Origin of the sequence: Larkinella humicola, from assembly GCF_008727875.1 — a bacterium.
GTDB classification, from domain to species: Bacteria; Bacteroidota; Bacteroidia; order Cytophagales; family Spirosomataceae; genus Larkinella; species Larkinella humicola.
This window is the reverse complement of record NZ_VTWS01000007.1, coordinates 330,285-349,974: the sequence shown is the minus strand read 5'-3', so window position 1 is coordinate 349,974 and position 19,690 is coordinate 330,285. Positions and strand designations below refer to the sequence as shown.

Here is a 19,690-nt window from a genome sequence, read left to right as displayed (position 1 = left end):
CGCTCAACTCTGCGATACAACCCGTTGAATTTTACGAATCGCTTCGGCAAAAGACCGCATGTCTTCCCGGCTCCCCAGCATCGCGTGCTGAAAAATCCAGACGGCTTCTTCGCGGCACGCCCGTTCGGCCGCCGGGCAGTGCACCGCCGTGTAATCGACGGACTCCGGAATGGCGTAACACATGAAGTTCTTGTTCTGAAAAACCGGCTGCTTGTAGAGTGGATGCGGATAGCCGGTCGAGCAGGGAACGCCTTCGGCCGCCAGCCGGGCTACAAATTCATGCCGGGAAAGCGGACCGAACGCCGTGGTATCGTATTTGAAAATGTACAGGTGATAGCAATGCCGCACTTCCTCCGTGCCCCGGCTGAGGGGCGTGATGCCGGGAATGTTGGCCAGCAATTCGTTCAGATACAGTCCGTTGTCATTGCGCAAAACCGTCTGTTCTTCCAGCCGGTTGAGTTGCTGAGAGAGCAAAACTGCCTGCATCTGGGTGATGCGGTAATTGCAGCCGGGGTTGAAATGGTCGTACCACTGACCGCCTTCCATCCGCCCGACGTTGCGGAGCGACGCCATCATCTTGTACAGATCTTCGTCGTTTGTGACTACTATCCCGCCTTCACCACTGGTCAGGTTTTTGGACGACTGAAAACTAAAACTGCCCGCATCGCCGATGGAGCCCAGTTTTCGGCCTTTGTAGTCGGCACCGTGGGCGTGGGCCGCATCTTCAATCACGCGCAGGTTGTGACGGCGGGCAATGTCCAGAATGGCGTCCATGTCGCAGCCCAAACCGGCGAAGTGAACGGGAATAATCACTTTGGTTCGTTCCGTAATCGCGGCCTCGATGGCGTTGGGATCGAGGTTGTAGGTTTCAGGGTCAATGTCCACGAAAACCGGTACGCAATTGACTTCCAGCACCGTCGATGCCGTCGCAATAAAGGTATAGGGCGGCACGATGACCTCATCCCCGGGTTTGACTCCACAGGCCATCAGCGCCAGCCGGAGCGACACGGAACCGTTGACACAACTGACGGCGTATTTGGTGCCGCAATAAGCCGCAAAGGCCTGCTCGAAAGCAGCCACGGCCTCCCCGCAGTCGGGATTTCCCCAGCGTCCGCTCCGAATCACCTCGGCCACGGCCTGCACGTCACTTTCGTCGTAGATGGGCCAGGGGAAGGTCGTCTGCACGGTTTTCTCACCGCCGTCGATGGCCAGGGTTTCCAGTGTACTTTTCATTTCCATGCTGTTCAGGGAGTATCGGTATTCGGTATTCGGTTTACGGTATTCGGTTTACGGTGGCTGGCGCACGCTTCATACGCGTCAGCCACCGTAAACCGAATACCGTAAACTGAATACATTATAGAATACGGCCTCGGTTGGGTTTCGGGCTATTGATGGGGAGAAATTTTCGAGCGAATAGCCTGTTTGGCCGTCTGTAACGTATTAGCTCAGAAACCTTTCCCTAAACCACCATGAATTTGAAGTCGCTTTTTACCAGCCTGCTTGTTGCCGGGATGTCGATGGGTACGGCCTGGGCCATCCGGGGTCAGTTTGGTCACGAACAGGGCGCGGCCTGGGCCGGTGCCATCGGCGCGCTGAGTGTGCTGCTGGTGGCCAAGCGGTCCGACTGGTATTCAAAGGTGTTCAAAGCGACGCTGGCGGCTGCCATTGGCTGGGGAATCGGCGGTATCATGAGTTACGGCATTGTGGTGGGCTACGGGCGGGGCATCGACTTCGTGAACGTTTATTATGGGCTGATGATGTTGTTCATCATCGGCGGTTTGTACGGTTTTATCGGGGGCGGTTTGTTCGGGCTGGCTCTGGCCGATTCGCCAAAGAAACGCGTTTCGTGGCCTCACCTGATCGTTGAAATGGTGGTGGGCGCGATTGTCGCTTACTTTTTCCTGATCGAAGAATGGGGCTGGCTGATGACGCCCCCGCGCTCCGAAATGTGGGCAGCCTGTCTGGGAATGGCGGTGGCCCTGACCTGGTATCTGTACCGGACCAAGCAGTATTCAGCCTTGCGTGTGGCCGTTTTTGCCGGACTGGGGGGCGGTTTCGGCTTTGCCTTCGGAAATTTCCTGCAAGTGATGGGCGGTTTGTCGGGCATCAAATTCAATTTCTGGAATGTCATGGAGTACACCCTGGGCTTTTTCGGCGGCATCGGGATGGCGTACGGCACGTTTACCTCCTCCTGGGAACCCGCCGAAAACCGGGAGAAGCGCGCCAAGGTTTGGTTCCCGCTGTTGATGCTGGTGTTGTTCATCCCGTTTGTGGTTTGGGATCAGACCTTCGCGTTAAAAAAGCTGGAAGAAAACTTCACCCGCCTTACAACGGGTGATATTCCGGCGCTGGCGCAAACGGTGCGGTGGGTGGCGCTACTTGCCGTGTTGGCCACCAGCGCGCTTTGGTTTGTGACGTATTACCAGACCCGGAAAAGTGAATGGGTTAGTTATGATTATACCGATGTCCGGACGTTTTTCACCGGGCATTTCGGGTTATACATCGCCTACAGCTTTCTGATAACCGGCGCTTTTCTGAGCACCTACCGGATTGAACAGTACCTGTATGTCGTGAACCTGCTCATAGTTTCGCTGCTGATCGGGAAAACAAAACCGGGTTTTTCAAACCGGGGCCTGTATGCCCGGAAATGGGCGATGGGCCTTGCGCTGGTGCTGGTTTTTATCGCGGTGATCGCGCTGGTGGCCATCAATCTGCACGGCGAACTGAAGGGCATGAACCGGCGGTTTGAGTAGGACGGATGAACCAATCGGCTCTTCTGTCATTTTTGTTGATATATTTGCCCCCGCAAAAAGCGAGATTAAAGGGAGCCGAACCGATTGAGAGCCGCAAAAGAAACGTTATACAAGCTGATAGGTAGTCCGGACGGGTTTTCACTCGAAGCGCGGATCTTTAATTCCATCTGTGTGCTGATTCTGGTGGTGATGGGCTATAACATCCCGTTCAGCTTTTCCGTCGGACTGCCCGAAACCGGGTGGATCTGCACGGTGCTTTTGGGCGTGAGCGGTTACGTCTACTACCTGAATCGAATCCGGAAAAAGATGGTGGCGGCCCTTACCATTGCCGGTGTGGTAATTACAATCCTTTTCGCCGTAAACTACTTTTTCAATTCGGGCATGAGCGGAGCTTCGCTCCTGAGCTTTACCATCACGTTGTTTCTACTCCTGATTGCCGGACCGTCCCGGCACTCTCTGTTCTGGGTTTTATTCAACCTAACGGTTGTGCTTTCCCTGTTAACGATTGAATACCTGCATCCGCAATTTATTGTTGAAACCTACCCGACCCGACTGGCGCAAACTGTCGATCTGGCTTCGACGTATAGCGTCAACGTTTTTTTTCTCTACTTTGGCACGCTCTTTTTTACCAAAGCCTACAAACTCGAACAAAAGCGGGTGGAAGAACGGTCGGTGGTGTTTGAGCGACTGAATGAGGAGAAGAACAAACTGTTTTCGATTGTTTCGCACGATTTGAGGTCGCCCCTGGCTTCGGTTCAGCAGTATCTGGAAATGTTGAAGCAGATTGAACTCGATTCCGATGTGCGGAAAAAGATCGAATCGGAGCTGTTGGTGGGCATCAACCACACGCAGGAAATGCTGGTGAACCTGCTCTCGTGGTCGACTGGCCAGATGCGGGGAACGACGGTTACACGGACTTCGGTCAACGTCAGCGCATGTTTGAAACCCATCATCGAAATTTACAAACCGCTGGCTGCTCAAAAAGAAATCCAACTCGTTTTTCGGGGCGATGGGTTGCCGACCGTGCTGGCGGATGGCAACTTGTTGCAACTGATTGTTCGGAATCTGGTCGGGAATGCCATCAAGTTTACCCCCACCGGCGGGCAGATCACGATTGAAGCCACCCGAACCGATACAAGCGGTTTGATTACGGTGAAAGATACCGGTCGCGGCATTAAAGAAGCGGACAAACCCCGGCTTTTTTCGCTGAAAGCTCAGCCCACCTTCGGAACTAACAACGAGCGGGGCGTCGGGCTGGGCCTTTTTCTCTGCAAACAGTATGCCGAAGCCCAGCAGGGTGCCATCTGGTTTGAAAGCCAGGAAAGCGTAGGGACTACGTTTTTTCTGGCGTTGCCGCTGCCAATGCGGGCAAAAAACTAACCTCCCACGGCAGTTGTGTTATAAGTCTTTGATGAAACAAACGATGCGGTTGGCTTCGGTAAAACCGGCTTTTCTGTGAAAATCGATGCTGGCAGCATTCGTCAGTTCCGCATCGGAGGCAAAATGACGGCACCCGTTTCGTTTTCCCCAATCCTGACCCATCCGAACCAGTTCACGGCCAATGCCGCGCTTTTGATAAGCCGGTTTTACATAAATCGCTTCCAGGTAAGCCACGGGCGGTCCGGTGGCACCTTCAACGTAGTCAGTACGAATGGTCAGGTGGATAAAGGCGATGTACTGGTCTTGCTCACGGACAAGATAGCTGATCTCATTCTCCGCCTTCACAACACTTGTGTAGTAGTCGTATTCTTCGTCAAACGTGCAGTCCGGCCAGAGTTCTAAAGCCAGTTCCGTTAGCGGTTTGACGGTAGCTATTGCCAGTGGTTCAAACGTCATTTCGAAGTGTTTCCGGTTTTTTCAACGGAGTTGACAGGCTGCCCTCCCGAATGTTGGCGAATAAAGATAGAAAAACCGACTGATAGTTGGTAAACGTACGACTGGTGTGGGATTGTTGAATCACGATTCACACTAAAAAGCGGACCCGGTGATCGATCGACCACCGGGTCCGCTTTTGGGTGTAAATAAAAGTCGTAACTCGGAATTATTTGACCACTACCCGATGCACCCGGGTTTGGCCGCGCTCGGTTACCTGAATGACATACACCCCACTGGCCAAGCTGGCGTGGATCAGGGCGTTTTCGTTGGTGACCGACTTTGTGAACGACAGGTTGCGGCCATCCACGGTTTTCAGCGTAATTGTAGCCGTTTGCGGCTCGTCCAGTTGCAGGGTGAACGTGGAGCTTTCCACCGGATTCGGGAACACGCCATAAGTCCGGTCCAGAATCACGGAACGGATCGGAAAGCGGGTGGTTTTGCCGTCGATGTCCACTTGCGTCAATCGGTAATAGCTTGTTCCGCGGTAAGGGGCCTGGTCAACAATGCGGTACTTGCTGCGGTGTTCGCCCGGGGTCGTACCAGCCACATCCTCAACCTGAGTCACTTTTTCAAACTTCCTCAAGTCGATGCTGCGTTCAACCACGTACATTTTGTTGTTGGTTTCCGAAGCCGTCATCCAGTTAACTTCCACCGTGACGGGCGAGAGCGGTTTGACCGAAAAGCTGATCAATGAAACCGGCAGAGGGGCAGCCGCCAGATTACAGCGGGCACCATCGTTGAAACCGGAAGGAATGGATGTTGACAAATAAGTGGCGGTGTTGGTCGTCGGATTAATGCGGAAGAACTTCCCACTGCTGTTGGAAAAGACGTACAAGTTTCCTTCGCTATCGAGGAAAGACGCACCAAAACCGGTTTCCGACTCGATGCCCCCGCCAGTGACGGCAACGGCCGAGGTCGTGGTAGCGCCCGTTGCGGGGTTCAGGGTCATCAGAAAACGGGAGCCGTTGACGATCGCGTGCAGTAAACCGTCGGCCGAGCTGTACGACCAGTCGGTCAGGGGCGTAATCGGGATTCCCGTCACGAAGGGAGCACTGGTGGCGAGGGTGTAGCCCGCCGTTGGTTTCACGACCTGAAGATAGGTAGCCGGACGGGCCGGATTGATGTCGACGACGGTGTAGGCATCGGTATTGCCCTGGTAAAGAAACAGATAACCGTCGCCTACTACATCACCGACATTATAGGAATATCCCGGAAGGTTCGGAACCGTAAAGGCTGTTACCGTACCGGCAGCATCGATCCGGACGATTTCGTTCGAGTTGGGCGCATAACCCCACAACAGGTTGTCGACTGTGTTGTAGCCGATGGCGTTGACGTTGCGGTCCAGGGTGGCTACATCCGTTCGCGTACCGGTAACCACATCGTATTGGTACAGGGTAGAAGCGGCTCCTCCGCTGCCGGCGGCCACCTGGTAGTAGTTACCCGTACAGGAGAAAGGAACCGGCGTGGGGGCAGAAGTGACAGGGGCTGCGGAGCTGCACCGGGCACCGTCGTTGAAACCGGAAGGCGTAGAAGACGACAGCAGGGTGGCGGTGTTGGCAGAAACATCGATCTTGTAGAATTTGCCGCTGCCGTTGGCAAACACGTACAGATCCCCCGCATTGTCGATGAAAGCTGCCCCAAAACCGCCGGGAGCATCGGCTTCAATGCCGCCACCGGTCACCGGCGTGGCTGCCGTCGTGATCGCTCCCGTAACCGGATTCAGGGTGGTGAGCAGAGCGGAGGTGTTGGCCAGCCCGTACAGCAGCCCGTCAGCAGGTTTGTAGGCCCAGTCACTCACCGGGATGGCCGCCGTAGGAATTCCGTAGGGCGAGACCGAGAACAGGTTGAAACCCGTGGTGGGGTTGACGACCTGGAGATACGTTGCCGGGCGGGCCGGATTGATGTCGACGACAAAATAGCCGGAGCCATTGCCCTGGTAAAGAATTAGATAACCGTTGCCAATGATATCTCCCGTGTTGAAAGCTGCGGCTGGCAGGTTTGGAATGGTGAAGGCCGAAACGGCTCCTGTGGCATCGATCCGGACCACCTCGTGTGAATTGGTGTCGTAGCCCCAGATCAGGTTGTCGAGTGTATTGTAGCCAATGGCGTTGATGTTGCGGGTCAGAGCCGCGATGGTGGTACGGACTCCGGTGCTCATTTCATAGGCATACAAGGTGGAGTTGCTGCCGCCACCCGGAGCGGATACCTGATAACCGGATGATCCACAGGTAAAAGGTGTTTGGGCAAGCAATTTACTGGGTAGAAAAGAAACGAGAGCCAATGAACAAAAAGGGTATAGGCGAGTCAGTCCTGAACGGGAAGCACTGGGTTTGGGAAGAAGGCGGGATAAAAACGTTTTTTGATAGAAGGTGTGTATCATACGTAAGTTGTTTTACATGAAAATAGATAAACTTGGAGTGTATATTCCCTGTAAAAGTACAACTAATGGAGAATGATAAAAACGATGCGCCAATTAAATGTATGATCAAGCAATTTTTCATATTGTAATGCTGTGATAAGCAGGACATCCGGTATTCCGGCTATTCGTTTTTGGGTTTTAAGGTGTCGAGTGCCTGACGGACTTTCAGTACATAATCCGTCTGAATGACATCGAGGCCCATTTGTGCTGCTTTTTTATAATGGTCGGCATGCTCAAAAAAACCGAGAGCGTCCGAAAAAACCTGAATGCCCTGGTCATGAATTTGCCGAACCAGAGCAGGGGTGAGTGACGACCAGCGCACGTCAAATGCATACGGATGAAATTTTTCAACTTTGGCGGACAACTCGTCGGCGTTCTTTAACGACGGCATCAGCTTTGCCGTCGGAGCAACTCGTTTTAAGGCCACCAAATAGTCGTCGGAACCGTAGAAAACCGCATCGGTCAATACGCCAAACTCGGCTAATTCGGCCACTAAGGGTTCCGGTGCAACCGCCTTGCAGTCGACATACAGATTTACCTTCGCAACGTGGCCGGCGTTCCAGTCGCGGATCAACCGGCAGACTTCTTTCAGGGTTGGAATTCGTTCGTCCTTGAAATTCTCGTCAAATCCTTTTCCGGCCGAAAGCTGCTTTACTTCCGCCAGCGTCAGGTTCTCAACCGGTCCCGAACCGGAGGTTGTTCGGTCAAGTTTGCCATCATGGAGGATGACCAACTGGCCGTCTCTGGTGGTCCGAACGTCGATTTCGATGTACTTGACGGGCATGGTCAAAACCGCCCGGAACGTCGCCATCGTGTTTTCCGGTGCCACGAGCGACGACCCCCGGTGGGCCGAAATAAAGGGTTGGGCGTTGGCGGTATTCTGGAAAATGGCACCGAAGGCTAGAAGTAGAAATGGAAGTAGGCGCATCATTTCACGATTTTCAATTCATCCTTCACCTTTCCATCCTGGTCGAAACTCTGGTAGACCAACGTTTTGCCATCCATTTTCAAATGCTGGTACAGCGGGCCGTTTTTGTGCCGGATCACGGCGTATTTCTCGTCCGGCCAAACTTCATGATCGCTCGGAATGCCGATGGAGATCGTGTAAATCGTCCCCTGGGCGGGGGACGAAACCGGTTTTTCGGCCAACATCGGTTGGGTTCGCAGGTAATAATGCACATGGCCGCTCATCACCATGTCGACGTGGTATTGATCGAACAGGCTGCACCATTCTTTGCGGATGCCGGCGTAATCTTCTTCGAAATTGTAGGGCGGGAAATGGAAAAAGGCAAATTTCCAGGTCGCTTTCGAATTCGCCAGTTGGTCTTTGATCCAGGCGGTTTGGGCCTCGATCGGCGAGGTCGCGTCGATCATCAGAAAGAGGGCATTCTGGTACGTAAACGCATAGGTTTGCTCCGCCGGAACGTCCGGCGATTTGGGGCCATTTTTCGGTAAACTGAACATTTCCTGATACATTCCCGCTCCCAACCCGTCCTGGCTGTCGTGGTTGCCCGGAATCGGCATCAGCGGTTTTTGCTCGAAAATACCACCGGAATATTGCCACAATTCATCCCATTCATCGCGGTGTAAACCAGTGCTGACGAGATCCCCGGCGATGGAATAGAACGCAATTTCGGGGTGTTTTGCCAACGTCTTTCGGGCCATCGCCCCCCAATCCGGCGACTTGTGCGTATCGCCAAACCAGATGAACGAGAAGCCTTCGGCGGTGGCGCTCTGGGTCTTGAACGTGGCCGGTTTTGACCATTTGCCGGACGTCGAACCCACGCAATAGCCATACGAACCGCCCGGCTTGAGGCCCGTGAGGTTTGCGGTAAACCGGTTGGCATACCGATCATTCTGCAACAGGCGGTCTTCGATCCGAAACGCCGTCGCCGGAGCGGTCACCGTATCCGTTGTGCCGGTTTGCCAGTATTTTACCTGCCCGTCCGCAACTGTGGATGACGTCCGCCATTGCACATCCATCGTGCTCGTGGGATCCCCGCTCATGGTCAGCAGCACCTGATCCGGTTGGTCTGAAGAAGGAGCGATCGTTTTCCGAAATGCCCCCACCAGATGGGCTTCCCGGGCGCGTCCGCGAATGGTCTGGAAAAGCGTTTGTCCGCGCAAGGGTTCGGGCACTTCGGTTAGTGTCAGATCACTCCAGTCGTGGTAGGTAAAGGCTCCCACCCGAATGGTGTCGAGCGTTTGGTGGGTTGGAAATACGTTGGAAATAGTAACTTTTTCGCCCGCTTTCTGTGGCCCCACGCTGATGAAATAAACCGGCCGGTGTTTGTCGAATCCGTTGATTCCCAGTTCTATTTTGCCGGCCGGAAACGCTTTTTGCCAGACTTCATAGGTGTATTCTTCGTTTTTAACGACCTGAGCGGTTTTCTGAAAACCGCTGTCTACCAGCCAGAACGGCAGTACCTTCTGCTCCTGATGGCGCATCAGCGAAACCGTTACCGGCACATCAACGTCGAAGGTCAAATACTGCTTCGCCAGGGCGGTTTTTTCTTCCTCGGTTAGAAACTGAAGTACATAGGCCTGGCTGATCGTGTCGAGTTGTTCGGGTTTGAGGGTTTGATACAGCCGGGTGACGGCCCCATCCATGACGTCTTTGACCGAGGCCGTGGCTGGGTTGGAGGTGGTTCGGCAGGTTGAAAAGCTGAGTGAAAGAACGAAGAATAAGAAGGCGAATGTTGACTTCATTGGTCAGTATAAGAATATGAAACCGCTGTCAGGGTCTTCGACCGCTGACAGGGTTACGGCGCTCTGTCAGCGGCCAAAGGCCCTGACAACGGCTAAATGGTTAAGTTGTCAAAACGAACTGGGTTTCAAAAATACTTCGTCATTGTCCGACACAAACATGCGCGTACTTTCGGTGTAAGTGCCGCCGTTGGGGTTGGCATATTTCAGGTCTACGTAAAAGGCGTGATACCCCGATGCCGGATAGGCTTCCGAAACGTCGACTTTGGCTTTGTTTTTAACACCCAGGCTTTTGCTCGTCCAGGTTTCATTCCGGAAATCAGTGTCCGGCGAATTGGCCGACCAGACAATCACATCGACCAGCGCATCCGCTGTAGTTTTGATCGACACATCGACGCCTTTTTTGGTACTCGTGGCATTCCACTTGCAAACGGGATACGGTTTTTTCGCCATCGTGATCCCGAAAAAAGCACCCAGTCCTTCGAAGGCCGACCTTCCATCGCCCAGGCTGTGACCGGCATTCGGCACGTAATGAATCATGTTTTCGCCCGGAATATCGTCGAAATAATTCTTGATGTTATCCACCACCCAGTATTCATCATTCGTTCCCATAAAAATCATCTTCGGCATCGTTAGATTTTTGCGGTACGAGTAGGGGTCAACCATCGTATTGATCGCATTTCCGCTCTCGGTTTTGGCGGTTTGCGGAATCCCGAGTTTGACATAATCCTCGATCTGAACGCTATAGTCTTTCCACACTTTGACCTGGTAATCCAGACTAACCGGCATGTTCAGAATGTCGATCACCATCGGAGCAATGGCCACCACCCGTTTGTCGTTGGCACCCGTTAACCAGGTGGTCCAGCCGCGTTTGGACGCGCCCGAAACCACAAACCGGGAGATGTCGTGCTTCAGCGTTTGCTTTGCGAATTCCTGCACCGCGTCCATGGCCCGCACCGCACTTTTCACCATTGGAAACAGCAGGGGCCAGGAATAATCGCCGTCTTTTTTAAACTGATGGAGCGTGTATGAAATCAGCGCATCTTCCGTCAGGTTGTCATAAAGCGGCTGATTGGGGGCTTGTTTCAGCAGCGTAACTATCGCTTTGTTTTTGGAGGCAATGTCCACCAGACCTTTGATTACTTTATCTTCCTGACCTTTGGCATTCCAGTTGGGCTGTTCATTTTTGTTGGAACCGCCGGTAATAAACAGCAGCGAACCGTCGTACTTGTTTTCTTTTGGAACCAGAATAGTCATCTGATGCCGCCAGGTATGTTCGCGCCATTTCTGCGAGGTAAGCAACAGGTTATAGGCTTTTACATCGCCCATTTCGTACGAATCTTTCAGTTCCCATTGATAGGTTTTATCGCCATTGTTTAAATAACTTTGAAGGGCTGTAGCAGGGGTAATGGGGGCTTTTTGGGGAGAATCAAAAGATGAAAAAGCCAGTGTTAACAGCAGAAGAAATGGTGTTGTGAATCGTTTCATTCGTATAAGTGGTTTTTAGTTATTCGGGAATTTCAGTTGCAGATGCCCCTAAATCCCTTAATGGGGACTTTTATCGCCTGGTTGCTGCTGTGTCCAAGTCCCCTTTAGAGGATTTAGGGGCAATCTTATTACTCCGGTTTCGGGCATTCCGTCACGGTTTTTAACGCCTGTTCCATGTAAATTTCGCCGGTCATTTCGCCCAGGCTGGTCCGGCTGATGTAGTCGTACCGTTTAAAACTATTAAAGTCAACTTTGGTGAGCATGTAGCCGAAGGCGTCATTCGTTAAGCCAAATAGGAACGGAAATTTGGTGTTCATGTGCCGTTTGACGTAATACCCAATATTCGGTAGGGCTTCCCCCGGAACCGTCAGGATTTGCGCCGGACCAATGTTCAGCAAATTCAGTTGGGTGGTCACTTTGTCCGAACCGGTAAGTTGATACCCGAGCGGTGAGTTTTTGATGATGTATTTCATCATCTCCGACTCAATCGGAAATTCGACCAGGCGGGTCGCACAATAGACCGATGGATTTTCGAGCGTGGGGGCCGTTCCGACGATCCGCAGGGCTTCGTCGCCCAGCAGTTCACCAATCCGGATGCATTCTTCCCAGGTATTGGCTTCAGTTCCGCCCTCGCGCCGGACGTCCGCCGTGACCATACCGCCCTGCGCACCGTTCATGAAAATCGCCATACCCCCGGTTTTCGACTCGATTTTGTCGTACAATGGGCCGCACAGATCCGGACTCAAAATGCCGCGTCCCGACCCGATCACCTCGGGGTGGATGGCGTAATTGACCAGCGTTACAATCGGTTTCCCTTTGTTGGCTCCTGCGGAAGCGATGGCCTGAATGACCCCGCAGCGCGGATCGTACAAGTCGGCCGCGTAATAATTAAACGCAATTTTCCCTTTCGCTTCACCCACGGCTACTTTCAAATTCGCCGGTTGCAGGTTCTTAACGGCTTCTTCAACGGCTTCGGCAATCTGGGCTACGCATTTCTCCAGATACGGCAAATCCGCCAACGCCTTGCCCGACTGATCCGGAAAACCGTAGGCATCCGGGCCGCTGTGGGTGTGTGTGGCCCCGATCAGTACGTTACCGGGCGGAACACTTTTGATCAGCGCCCGGGATTTATTGCCCAGAACCGAAGGCCAGCCGAGGTTATCGACGCTGACGATGGCAATCCGGGTGGAGCCTTTTTCGAGCACAAACGCCCGAACGAACAGGTCGCCCTTTTTCTCCGTCGCTTTTTTAGGCGTACCAATCCCGCCGGAAATGGGCAACAGCGGATTTGGCGTAATCACCCGCAAAGCCGCCCCCGCCCGAAATTGCTGCGCGTTAGCGGAAACCGTTGAAATTAGAAATGCGAACAGGAAATAAAACGTCTTTTTCATCGATAATTTCTTCCCAAAATCGGATTACAAATCCCGGACAGGCGGGATCGAAATTTTCAAATCCCGATCAGCCCGCCGTCTCTATTCTCTTGTCTACCCTCTTGACTCTCAAAAAACTACCACGGTTTTCCGGTGCCTTGCAAGACCCACGGTTTCGACCAGGGGCTGTTCTTGCCGTCGGCTTCTGAGTTGGGCGTCAATTCCAGGCGACCGAGGGCAGCATCGGAATTGGCTTTGTTCAGATTCCGCTCATCGAGCATGTAATAAAACCGGACGGGTAGCACCTTGCGTTTGGCGTTGGGGCCGGTTTTGAGTTCGGGAAAACCGGTCCGGCGGTAGTCGAACCAGGCTTCGGTGGCGGCTGTCCAACTGGCAATCCACTTCTGCTCGATAATCTGCTTCTGGGTTCCGTTGTAGGCCACGTCCTTCTGGGCGACGTAGGTCGGGTAGGCACTGGCTAGTCCCCAGGTTTCCAGCGACGTTTTCACCCCGGCTTCGTAGCGGGCTTTGGCATCACCGGCGGCCCAGCCCTTCTGGGCGGCTTCAGCCAGGATGAAGTTCACCTCCGATGCCGACATCAGCCGGGCTTTCAGCAAAGGCCCTTTGGCGGCTTTGTAGATGTCGTTCAGCCACGAAACGTGCGGGTTTTTAGCCGCCTGTTCGGCCGTCGGGCTCAGGTTATAAGCCGAGCCGCCGACAATGGAGGTTGGCAGACCAACATACAAGGGATTGGTATTGACTTCTTTTCCCACCACCATGTCGGGGGAGAGATACCGTTTTCCATCGATAATTTTGTCGGTTTTCGCCGGAAGTGTGGCGTCCACCACCAGTGGAATCTGTACTTTATTGGCCCAGATCGCCAGCCGGGGGTCGTTAACCGCCAGCAGGGCTTTGACGAAGGTATCGCTCATTTTCAACCGACGGTAATTGCTTTCGCTGGCATCGTACGTTGCGTTGGCCGGCCACGAATCGTCGTTGCTGTTGCCCGCAAAGGCCATGGCTGCGTCGTCGGCCGAAGCCGTAATGATTGGATATTGCGTGGCGTTGGCGACGATTTTTTCAATACCGGCTTTGGCTACATCCGGTTTTTTCGAAGAAATCCGCATGTAATACCGCAACGCCAGGGAATTGGCGAGTTTCCGCCATTTGGTCGGGTCGCCTTTGTAATACACATCGGCTGCGTCGGCGGTGCTCGTATACGCACTTTTGGCTTTGGATAACAGCGTGTTGGCTTTTTCCAGATCGGCCAGAATGCCGGTGTAAATGGCTTCCTGCGTGTCGAAAACCGGGAACGTATTGGCCGCACCCCCCACTTCTCCTTTCAGCGCCTGGCTGTAGGGCGCATCGCCCCACAGGTCGGTGATGAGTCCGAACAGCATGGATTTCATGACGAGTGCAATGCCCTGGTGGAGTTCGAAATTGAGGGCTACCGAGCGGTCGTAGACATACTGATTATTCCGCAGAACGTCGTAATAGCTGCTCCAGCTCTGGCTACCACCCCAGTCGTAATCGTTGTGACCACCGCTCCAGCCGTCTTTCTGGGTGTGTTGCATCACCCCGGCAATGTCCTGATAGCCCAGGTTTACGAAGGCTTTTCCTGCTTCAGTCAGGACGGTCGAGAGCACCAGATTCGGGTGCGCCGTTGTGGGCTCAACCCCATTGGGATTGACATTCAGGTCTGTGAGGTCCTTGCAGGAAAATACTGTCAGGGAAAACAGAACAACGAGACCGATAACTTTATGAGTGACGATTTTCATGATTTTTGAGAAGATCGGGTTGCTTAAAATGTTAAACCAAGCCGGAAGCCCACCGGAATAACCCAGGGCGTGACGTTATACCGTTCGATGCCTTGCTTGAACTGAATCCCGGAGCTTTGGACGCCGGATTCGAGCTGGAAGGCCATTTCGGGGTCGATGCCGATTTTGGCGGCTGTCCACAGAATGATGTTCCGGCTGTAGACCGAAACGTTCGCATTTTGCAGCCCGATGCGTTTGACAAAGCTCTGCGGCAGGTCATAGCCGAACGACACTTCGCGGAGTTTCAGGAACGATGCATCGAACGTTACTGCCCGCGAGAACGCCCAGGAGGTTGAACCGGCAAACGGCAGCATCAGGGTGCCGGGGCCGCCCAGGTTTTCCTTATAGCCGGTTGGTTTGCCATTTTCGTCGTAGCCAGTTGCCACCACGCCCGGAATGAACACCCCGCCGTGGGGGAGGGTGTAAGGGCCGTACTTGAACGGATAACCGTTGTAGTCGGGGGTAGGGCCACCCACCAGCGGGAAGTTATTGCCATTGATCAGAATCATTTTGTCCTGGTTGGCCACCAGGTAGTTGCGGAGCGCGTCGCCGGTCAAACCGTTGGGGTTGATGAGTTTATCCAGAAACAACTGCGAGCGGCCGTCTTCTTCGCCGTAGCGGTACGTTTGCGAGACAAAATCCCCGCCGTTCCGCCAGTCGAACGTCATGTTCAGGCTGAAACCGCGGTAGCTGAGCGAGGTTTGCATACCCAGTATAAACCGGGGGTTGAAATTTCCGATCTTGTTCTTGGTATTGATGGCGTCAATGGACTGCCACTTGCCGGTCTGATCCAGAATGGGATAGCCGTAGTAGGGTGAATTCTTGTCTTCCACCGTCACAACTTTGGCATCGTATAAATCGCCGATTTCATCCCCCACATACGTCCAGGCACCCCCTTTGGCGTCGGTCCAGAGCGTGAAGTAGGGGAGGTCGTCCGACAGTTTTTTGATGGTGGTCCGGTTGCGGGTCAGGTTGGCGTTGAGGTCCAGTCGCCAGCCGTTCTTTTCCAGAGGGGTTCCGCCCAGCGTTAGCTCTATTCCTTTGCTGACGAGCAAACCGGCGTTGATGTTTTTCAGGGTATAACCCGATGACGGTGGCAGTTTGGTGCTCAGAATCTGGTTGCGGTTTTCCGACACGTAATAGGTGGCACCGGCGCGCAGTCGGTTCCGGAACAGATTCACATCAAGACCAACTTCCGAGGAGGTGGCAATTTCCGGTTTTAAGTCCGAAATGAGCAGGGTGCCCGGCACGTTCAGGCGCGGAATCCCGTCCCAGCTTCCGGCGTTGCCCAGTGTACTGAGCAGCATATACGGATTGGCGTCGTTCCCCACCTGCGCAACCCCGCCCCGCAGTTTCAGCAAACTGATGGTGTTGGAAACCGGCAGGATTTCATTGAGCAGCACACTCAGCGACGCCGAGGGGTAGAAGTAGGAGCGGTTGGCGGCTGGCAGCGTACTCGACCAGTCGTTGCGGGCCGTCAAATCCAGATACACCATGTCTTTGAAGCTCAGGTTGGCCAATCCGTATAGACTGTAGATGCCGCGTTCGAATTTCGTGCTGCTGTAGTCGAGGTTGGCCGGGGCAATGTTCTGAATGGTGAAAACGCCCGGAACGATCAAACCGGTGCCATTGCGGGTGGCGTTGGTGAGGTTTGAGCCTTTCTGGTGGCGGTAGTTCCCACCCGCCGAAACCGATAGGCCAATGTTGCCGATGTCTTTTTTGTAGGTGGCCAGAAAGTCGGCGTTGCTTTCGAACGAGCCAATGTTGATCAAACCGTAAGCTCCGCGCGGATCGTTGGTGTAGCTGTTGGCGATCTTGGTTTCCCGCTGTTCCTGGTAGGTGTCGAGCGAATACCGGCCCATGAAGCTGATGTCCTTCGTGATTTGCCAGTCGGCGCGCAGGTTACCGAAAACGCGGTCGCGGGTGAAACCGTTGTTGATTTCATACGCCAGAAAATACGGGTTGTTGTAAATTCCGTTATACTGCGTACGTTGCTGCAAGCCTTCCTGACCCGGCATCCAGTAGTTCTTCAGCTCGAGCAGGTCGATGTGGGGCGAGGTGTTGTAAGCTGCCTGCAACGGATTGGAACCCCGGTTTCCGGCGGGGCGGTTGTTGGAATTGTTGCGGCTGATGTCGAGGTTGGTGCTCATCCGCAGTTTCTCGCTGAGTTTGAGCGACGAACTGAAATTCAGCGTGTTTTTAAACAAATCCGAGTTGGGAATAATCCCCCGGTTTTGCATGTTTGAATACGAAATCCGGTACGTAATCTGGTCGGTGCTGTTGGCGATGGAAATCCCGTTGGTGGTGGTGATACCGGTCTGAACGAAGTTCCTGACGTTGTTTTTGTGCGATACCAGCGGCATCGGAATCGGTTTTCCGTTGGCATCCAGCGGGCTGTTCCACTGCACTTCTTCGTAGCCTTTGTCCAGGGCTGCACCGTAGGTGGCACCAATTTCTTCCTGAATCAGCTTGCCGAACGGATTGGTCAGCGGGTTTTTGCTGATGGAAACCGGAATGGCCGAAAACTGCCCCGAGCCAAAACTAGTTTGCCATTTCAGAAATTTATACGGTTTGTCGAACACCGTATTCGAGGTAATCGTTACCGTCAGCTTTTTGACTTTGGAGCCGTTTTTGGTCGTGATCAACACCACGCCGTTTCCCGCGCGCGTACCGTAGAGTGCGGCTGCGCTGGGCCCTTTCAGGATCGAAATGTTCTCGATGTCGTCGGGGTTCAGACCCGAAATGGCGTTGCCGTAATCGACCCGGTTGTCGTTTCCAACCTGGCTGACGTTGTTGAGTGTGTTGGCAATCGGCACGCCGTCGACCACAAACAGCGGCTGGTTGTCGCTGCTGAGCGATTTGGCACCCCGGATCACCATGCTGACCGACGAGCCGGTTCCGCCGGTGGCGCTGATGTTGACGCCAGCCACTTTGCCGGCCATGCTGTTGAGCACGTTTTCCTGAACGACGCGGGTGAGGTCTTTGCCGTCAATTTTGCCAACCGAGTAGCCCAGCGAGCGTTCCTCGCGTTTGATCCCGAGGGCCGTCACCACGGCTTCCTGCAACATTTCCGCATTTTCGGTCATCGTCACGTCGATGGTGCTGCGGTTGCCAACGGGCACTTCTTCGGTTTTGTAACCGATGAAGGAATAAATCAAAACCGGATTGGTACCGCTGACCTCCAGCGAATACCGGCCATTGTTGTCACTGGTGGTTCCGAGCGTGGAGCCTTTGATGAGCACATTGACGCCGGGAATGGGGGAATTGTCGGTGCCCAGCTTGATGGTGCCGCTTACCCGCCGGGATTGTTGCGACCAGGCCGGCGCGAGAACCATTCCCAGCAACCATGTGGTGACAAACAAACACCTGAGCGTTTTCGAGAAAATAGAGGTTCGGTTCATAGTTTTTGCATAAAAGTTTACAGAAAAGGAGAAAGAGGAAACACGAAAGGGTCGGTAAGCGGTATGAAAATAAAATGCTGAAATATAAATAATTTACGTGAAAAAGGGTGGAAACCCATCCACCCTTTTCACTTGATCACTGTATTTTATTTACCAGGGCTTGCCCGTTCCCTGAATTACCCAGGGTTTGGCCCACTGGCTGTTTTTACCCCGTATTTTGGTATGGGAATTTTCTTCCAGTTTGCTCAGTGCACTCGTCACATTGGCGTTGTTGTAGTTGGTTTCGTTATCGCCGTAAATGAAACGCACCGGCAATACATTTTCAGCCGCAGCCGGTCCGGGTTTAAAGGCGGGCAGGCCGGTTCGGCGGTAATCGAACCAGGCTTCGGGAGCCGCCGTCCAACTGGAAATCCATTTTTGATCCATAAGTTGGGCCAGGGTATTATCGAATTTCACCCCGGCAGTGGCAATGTAGGTGTTGTATTGCGTTCCCACACCCCAGGTTTCGAGCGAATTTTTCACCCCGGCGTTGTAGTGGGTTTCGGCACTTCCAACCGCCCAGCCTTTCATGGCCGCTTCGGCCAGGATGAACGAGGTTTCGGAAGCCGACATCAGCCGGGCTTTCAGCAAACCGCCACTGCTTCCGCGATAGAGTTCGGCAAGTTGCGAAACGTGCTGATTTTGAACAACTTGTCCCGTCGTAGGATTGTAGTTGTACGAGCTTGGGTCAATCAAACCGGGCGGAACACCCACGTATTCACGCGTATCGATCGCTACGGAGAAGGTGTTGGGGTTGAAGTTCCGGGTAAACTTCGTACCGGCTTTCACCAGGGGCAGGAAGGCGGCATCAGTCAGCGAAACCGTACCCGTCTGAATCACCCCGTTTCGGCGGATAAACGGATCGACCGGGGTAGCAAGGGTCGGATCAGCCACCCACTGCACGTAAACCGGCGCAATCCATATTTTCAGACGCGGATCGTTGAGTTGCAGCAGTTTGTCGACCAGCGGTTTAGCGGGTTTCCGACGACGGTATTCCGAGGGGTCGGCTTCAAACGCAACGGCACCGGGCCAGGAGTTGGCGGCAGTGGCACCAATGTAGTCCATGACGGCATCTTCGCTGGGGCTTTTGATATAAATACCGGAGCTGTAAACGCTCTCGATCCCGGCTTTGGCAATGTCTGGCAATTTGGCCGAAATCCGCATGTAATACCGCAGCAGCAGCGAGTTGGCAAACTTGTGCCAGTTGGCCGCATTGCCCTTGTAGAACACATCGTAGTTGGTCAGATAGCCCGTTGTTTCGCCGGTGGCAAACAGGGCAGAAGCGGCCTTCAGATCCTCGATAATACCCTTGTAAATTACCTCCTGGCTGTCATACGTCGGCAGGATGTAGTCGTTAGACAAGTTGCCCTTCAAGGCATTGGTGTAAGGCGCATCGCCCCAGAGGTCGGTGATCAGCCCGAAAATGTAGGCCTTCATGGTCAGAGCCACACCCTGATGGAATTTAAAGCCCAGTTCTGACGCCCGCTGATACAGAAACTCGTTGTTACGCAGCAGGTTATAATAATTGCTCCAGTCGTTGGGCGTCCAGTCGTAATGGTTATGTCCGCCAAACCAGCCGTCTTTCTGGGTGTGCTGCACAACCCCGGCAATATCGCCGTAGCCAAGTCCCAGATAACTGGTTGCCAGGCCGGTAGTGACCGTTGGCATCAACATGTTTGGGTTGGCCGTAGCGGGGTCAACCACATTGGGGTTTTCATTCAGTTCGGTCAGTTGCTCTTCGCAGGAGGAGAACAGGAACATCGCCAGAATGAAAGCCGCTTTGGAAAAAAGGTGAAATCGTTTCATGGTAAATAAGATGTTG

General features: G+C 53.7%; 12 protein-coding genes. 2 read left to right on the top strand and 10 right to left on the bottom strand.

Translation table 11 applies throughout. The features are described 5' to 3' along the window. Positions 1-3 precede the first annotated feature (3 nt). Positions 4-1,233, bottom strand: coding sequence for a DegT/DnrJ/EryC1/StrS family aminotransferase (locus tag F0P93_RS25445; RefSeq protein ID WP_150880537.1), 1,230 nt, complete (start codon positions 1,231-1,233; stop codon positions 4-6). Positions 1,234-1,469: 236 nt separating this feature from the next. On the opposite strand from F0P93_RS25445, the gene F0P93_RS25440 reads away from it, so the two are divergent. Next, positions 1,470-2,753, top strand: a complete 1,284-nt coding sequence (locus tag F0P93_RS25440) for a hypothetical protein (protein WP_150880536.1) — start codon at positions 1,470-1,472, stop codon at positions 2,751-2,753. A gap of 84 nt (positions 2,754-2,837) precedes the next feature. Then, the gene (locus F0P93_RS25435) at positions 2,838-4,133 is read left to right on the top strand and encodes a sensor histidine kinase (RefSeq protein ID WP_150880535.1); all 1,296 of its coding nucleotides are present in this window, start codon (positions 2,838-2,840) and stop codon (positions 4,131-4,133) included. Between the two features lie 18 nt (positions 4,134-4,151). Here F0P93_RS25435 and aac(6') read toward each other — a convergent pair whose 3' ends face one another. From aac(6') to F0P93_RS25390, 9 genes are all read right to left on the bottom strand, one after another. Continuing rightward, positions 4,152-4,589, bottom strand: coding sequence for an aminoglycoside 6'-N-acetyltransferase (gene aac(6') / locus F0P93_RS25430; protein ID WP_150880534.1), 438 nt, complete (start codon positions 4,587-4,589; stop codon positions 4,152-4,154). A gap of 205 nt (positions 4,590-4,794) precedes the next feature. Further along, a complete protein-coding gene (locus F0P93_RS25425; protein ID WP_191908917.1) occupies positions 4,795-6,879 on the bottom strand; it encodes a T9SS type A sorting domain-containing protein in 2,085 nt (694 codons plus the stop codon). A gap of 289 nt (positions 6,880-7,168) precedes the next feature. After that, positions 7,169-7,978, bottom strand: a complete 810-nt coding sequence (locus tag F0P93_RS25420) for a glycerophosphodiester phosphodiesterase (protein ID WP_150880532.1) — start codon at positions 7,976-7,978, stop codon at positions 7,169-7,171. Beyond that, the gene (locus tag F0P93_RS25415) at positions 7,975-9,756 is read right to left on the bottom strand and encodes a purple acid phosphatase family protein (RefSeq protein ID WP_150880531.1); all 1,782 of its coding nucleotides are present in this window, start codon (positions 9,754-9,756) and stop codon (positions 7,975-7,977) included. Before F0P93_RS25415 ends, F0P93_RS25420 begins: the two co-directional genes overlap by 4 nt. A gap of 108 nt (positions 9,757-9,864) precedes the next feature. Further along, positions 9,865-11,241 (bottom strand): PhoPQ-activated pathogenicity-related family protein, encoded by a 1,377-nt coding sequence (locus F0P93_RS25410; RefSeq protein ID WP_150880530.1) that lies wholly within the window; start codon positions 11,239-11,241, stop codon positions 9,865-9,867. 128 nt (positions 11,242-11,369) lie between these two features. Continuing rightward, entirely contained in the window at positions 11,370-12,632 is a 1,263-nt protein-coding gene (locus tag F0P93_RS25405) for a hypothetical protein (protein WP_150880529.1), read from the bottom strand. A gap of 116 nt (positions 12,633-12,748) precedes the next feature. Continuing rightward, positions 12,749-14,389, bottom strand: coding sequence for a SusD/RagB family nutrient-binding outer membrane lipoprotein (locus F0P93_RS25400; RefSeq protein ID WP_150880528.1), 1,641 nt, complete (start codon positions 14,387-14,389; stop codon positions 12,749-12,751). 23 nt (positions 14,390-14,412) lie between these two features. Continuing rightward, positions 14,413-17,829 carry a SusC/RagA family TonB-linked outer membrane protein gene (locus tag F0P93_RS25395; RefSeq protein ID WP_150880527.1) on the bottom strand — a complete coding sequence of 1,139 codons (3,417 nt, stop codon included), beginning with the start codon at positions 17,827-17,829 and terminating at the stop codon, positions 14,413-14,415. A gap of 150 nt (positions 17,830-17,979) precedes the next feature. Further along, positions 17,980-19,674, bottom strand: a complete 1,695-nt coding sequence (locus F0P93_RS25390; protein ID WP_150880526.1) for a SusD/RagB family nutrient-binding outer membrane lipoprotein — start codon at positions 19,672-19,674, stop codon at positions 17,980-17,982. Positions 19,675-19,690: the final 16 nt, after the last annotated feature.

Bases quoted from the DNA above. Each gene is read 5' to 3' on its own strand.
- F0P93_RS25445 (WP_150880537.1), bottom strand. From the start codon at position 1,233: ATGAAAAGTACACTGGAAACCCTGGCCATCGACGGCGGTGAGAAAACC.
- F0P93_RS25400 (WP_150880528.1), bottom strand. From the start codon at position 14,389: ATGAAAATCGTCACTCATAAAGTTATCGGTCTCGTTGTTCTGTTTTCC.
- F0P93_RS25390 (WP_150880526.1), bottom strand. From the start codon at position 19,674: ATGAAACGATTTCACCTTTTTTCCAAAGCGGCTTTCATTCTGGCGATG.
- F0P93_RS25405 (WP_150880529.1), bottom strand. From the start codon at position 12,632: ATGAAAAAGACGTTTTATTTCCTGTTCGCATTTCTAATTTCAACGGTT.
- F0P93_RS25415 (WP_150880531.1), bottom strand. From the start codon at position 9,756: ATGAAGTCAACATTCGCCTTCTTATTCTTCGTTCTTTCACTCAGCTTT.
- F0P93_RS25395 (WP_150880527.1), bottom strand. From the start codon at position 17,829: ATGAACCGAACCTCTATTTTCTCGAAAACGCTCAGGTGTTTGTTTGTC.
- F0P93_RS25440 (WP_150880536.1), top strand. From the start codon at position 1,470: ATGAATTTGAAGTCGCTTTTTACCAGCCTGCTTGTTGCCGGGATGTCG.
- F0P93_RS25420 (WP_150880532.1), bottom strand. From the start codon at position 7,978: ATGATGCGCCTACTTCCATTTCTACTTCTAGCCTTCGGTGCCATTTTC.
- F0P93_RS25410 (WP_150880530.1), bottom strand. From the start codon at position 11,241: ATGAAACGATTCACAACACCATTTCTTCTGCTGTTAACACTGGCTTTT.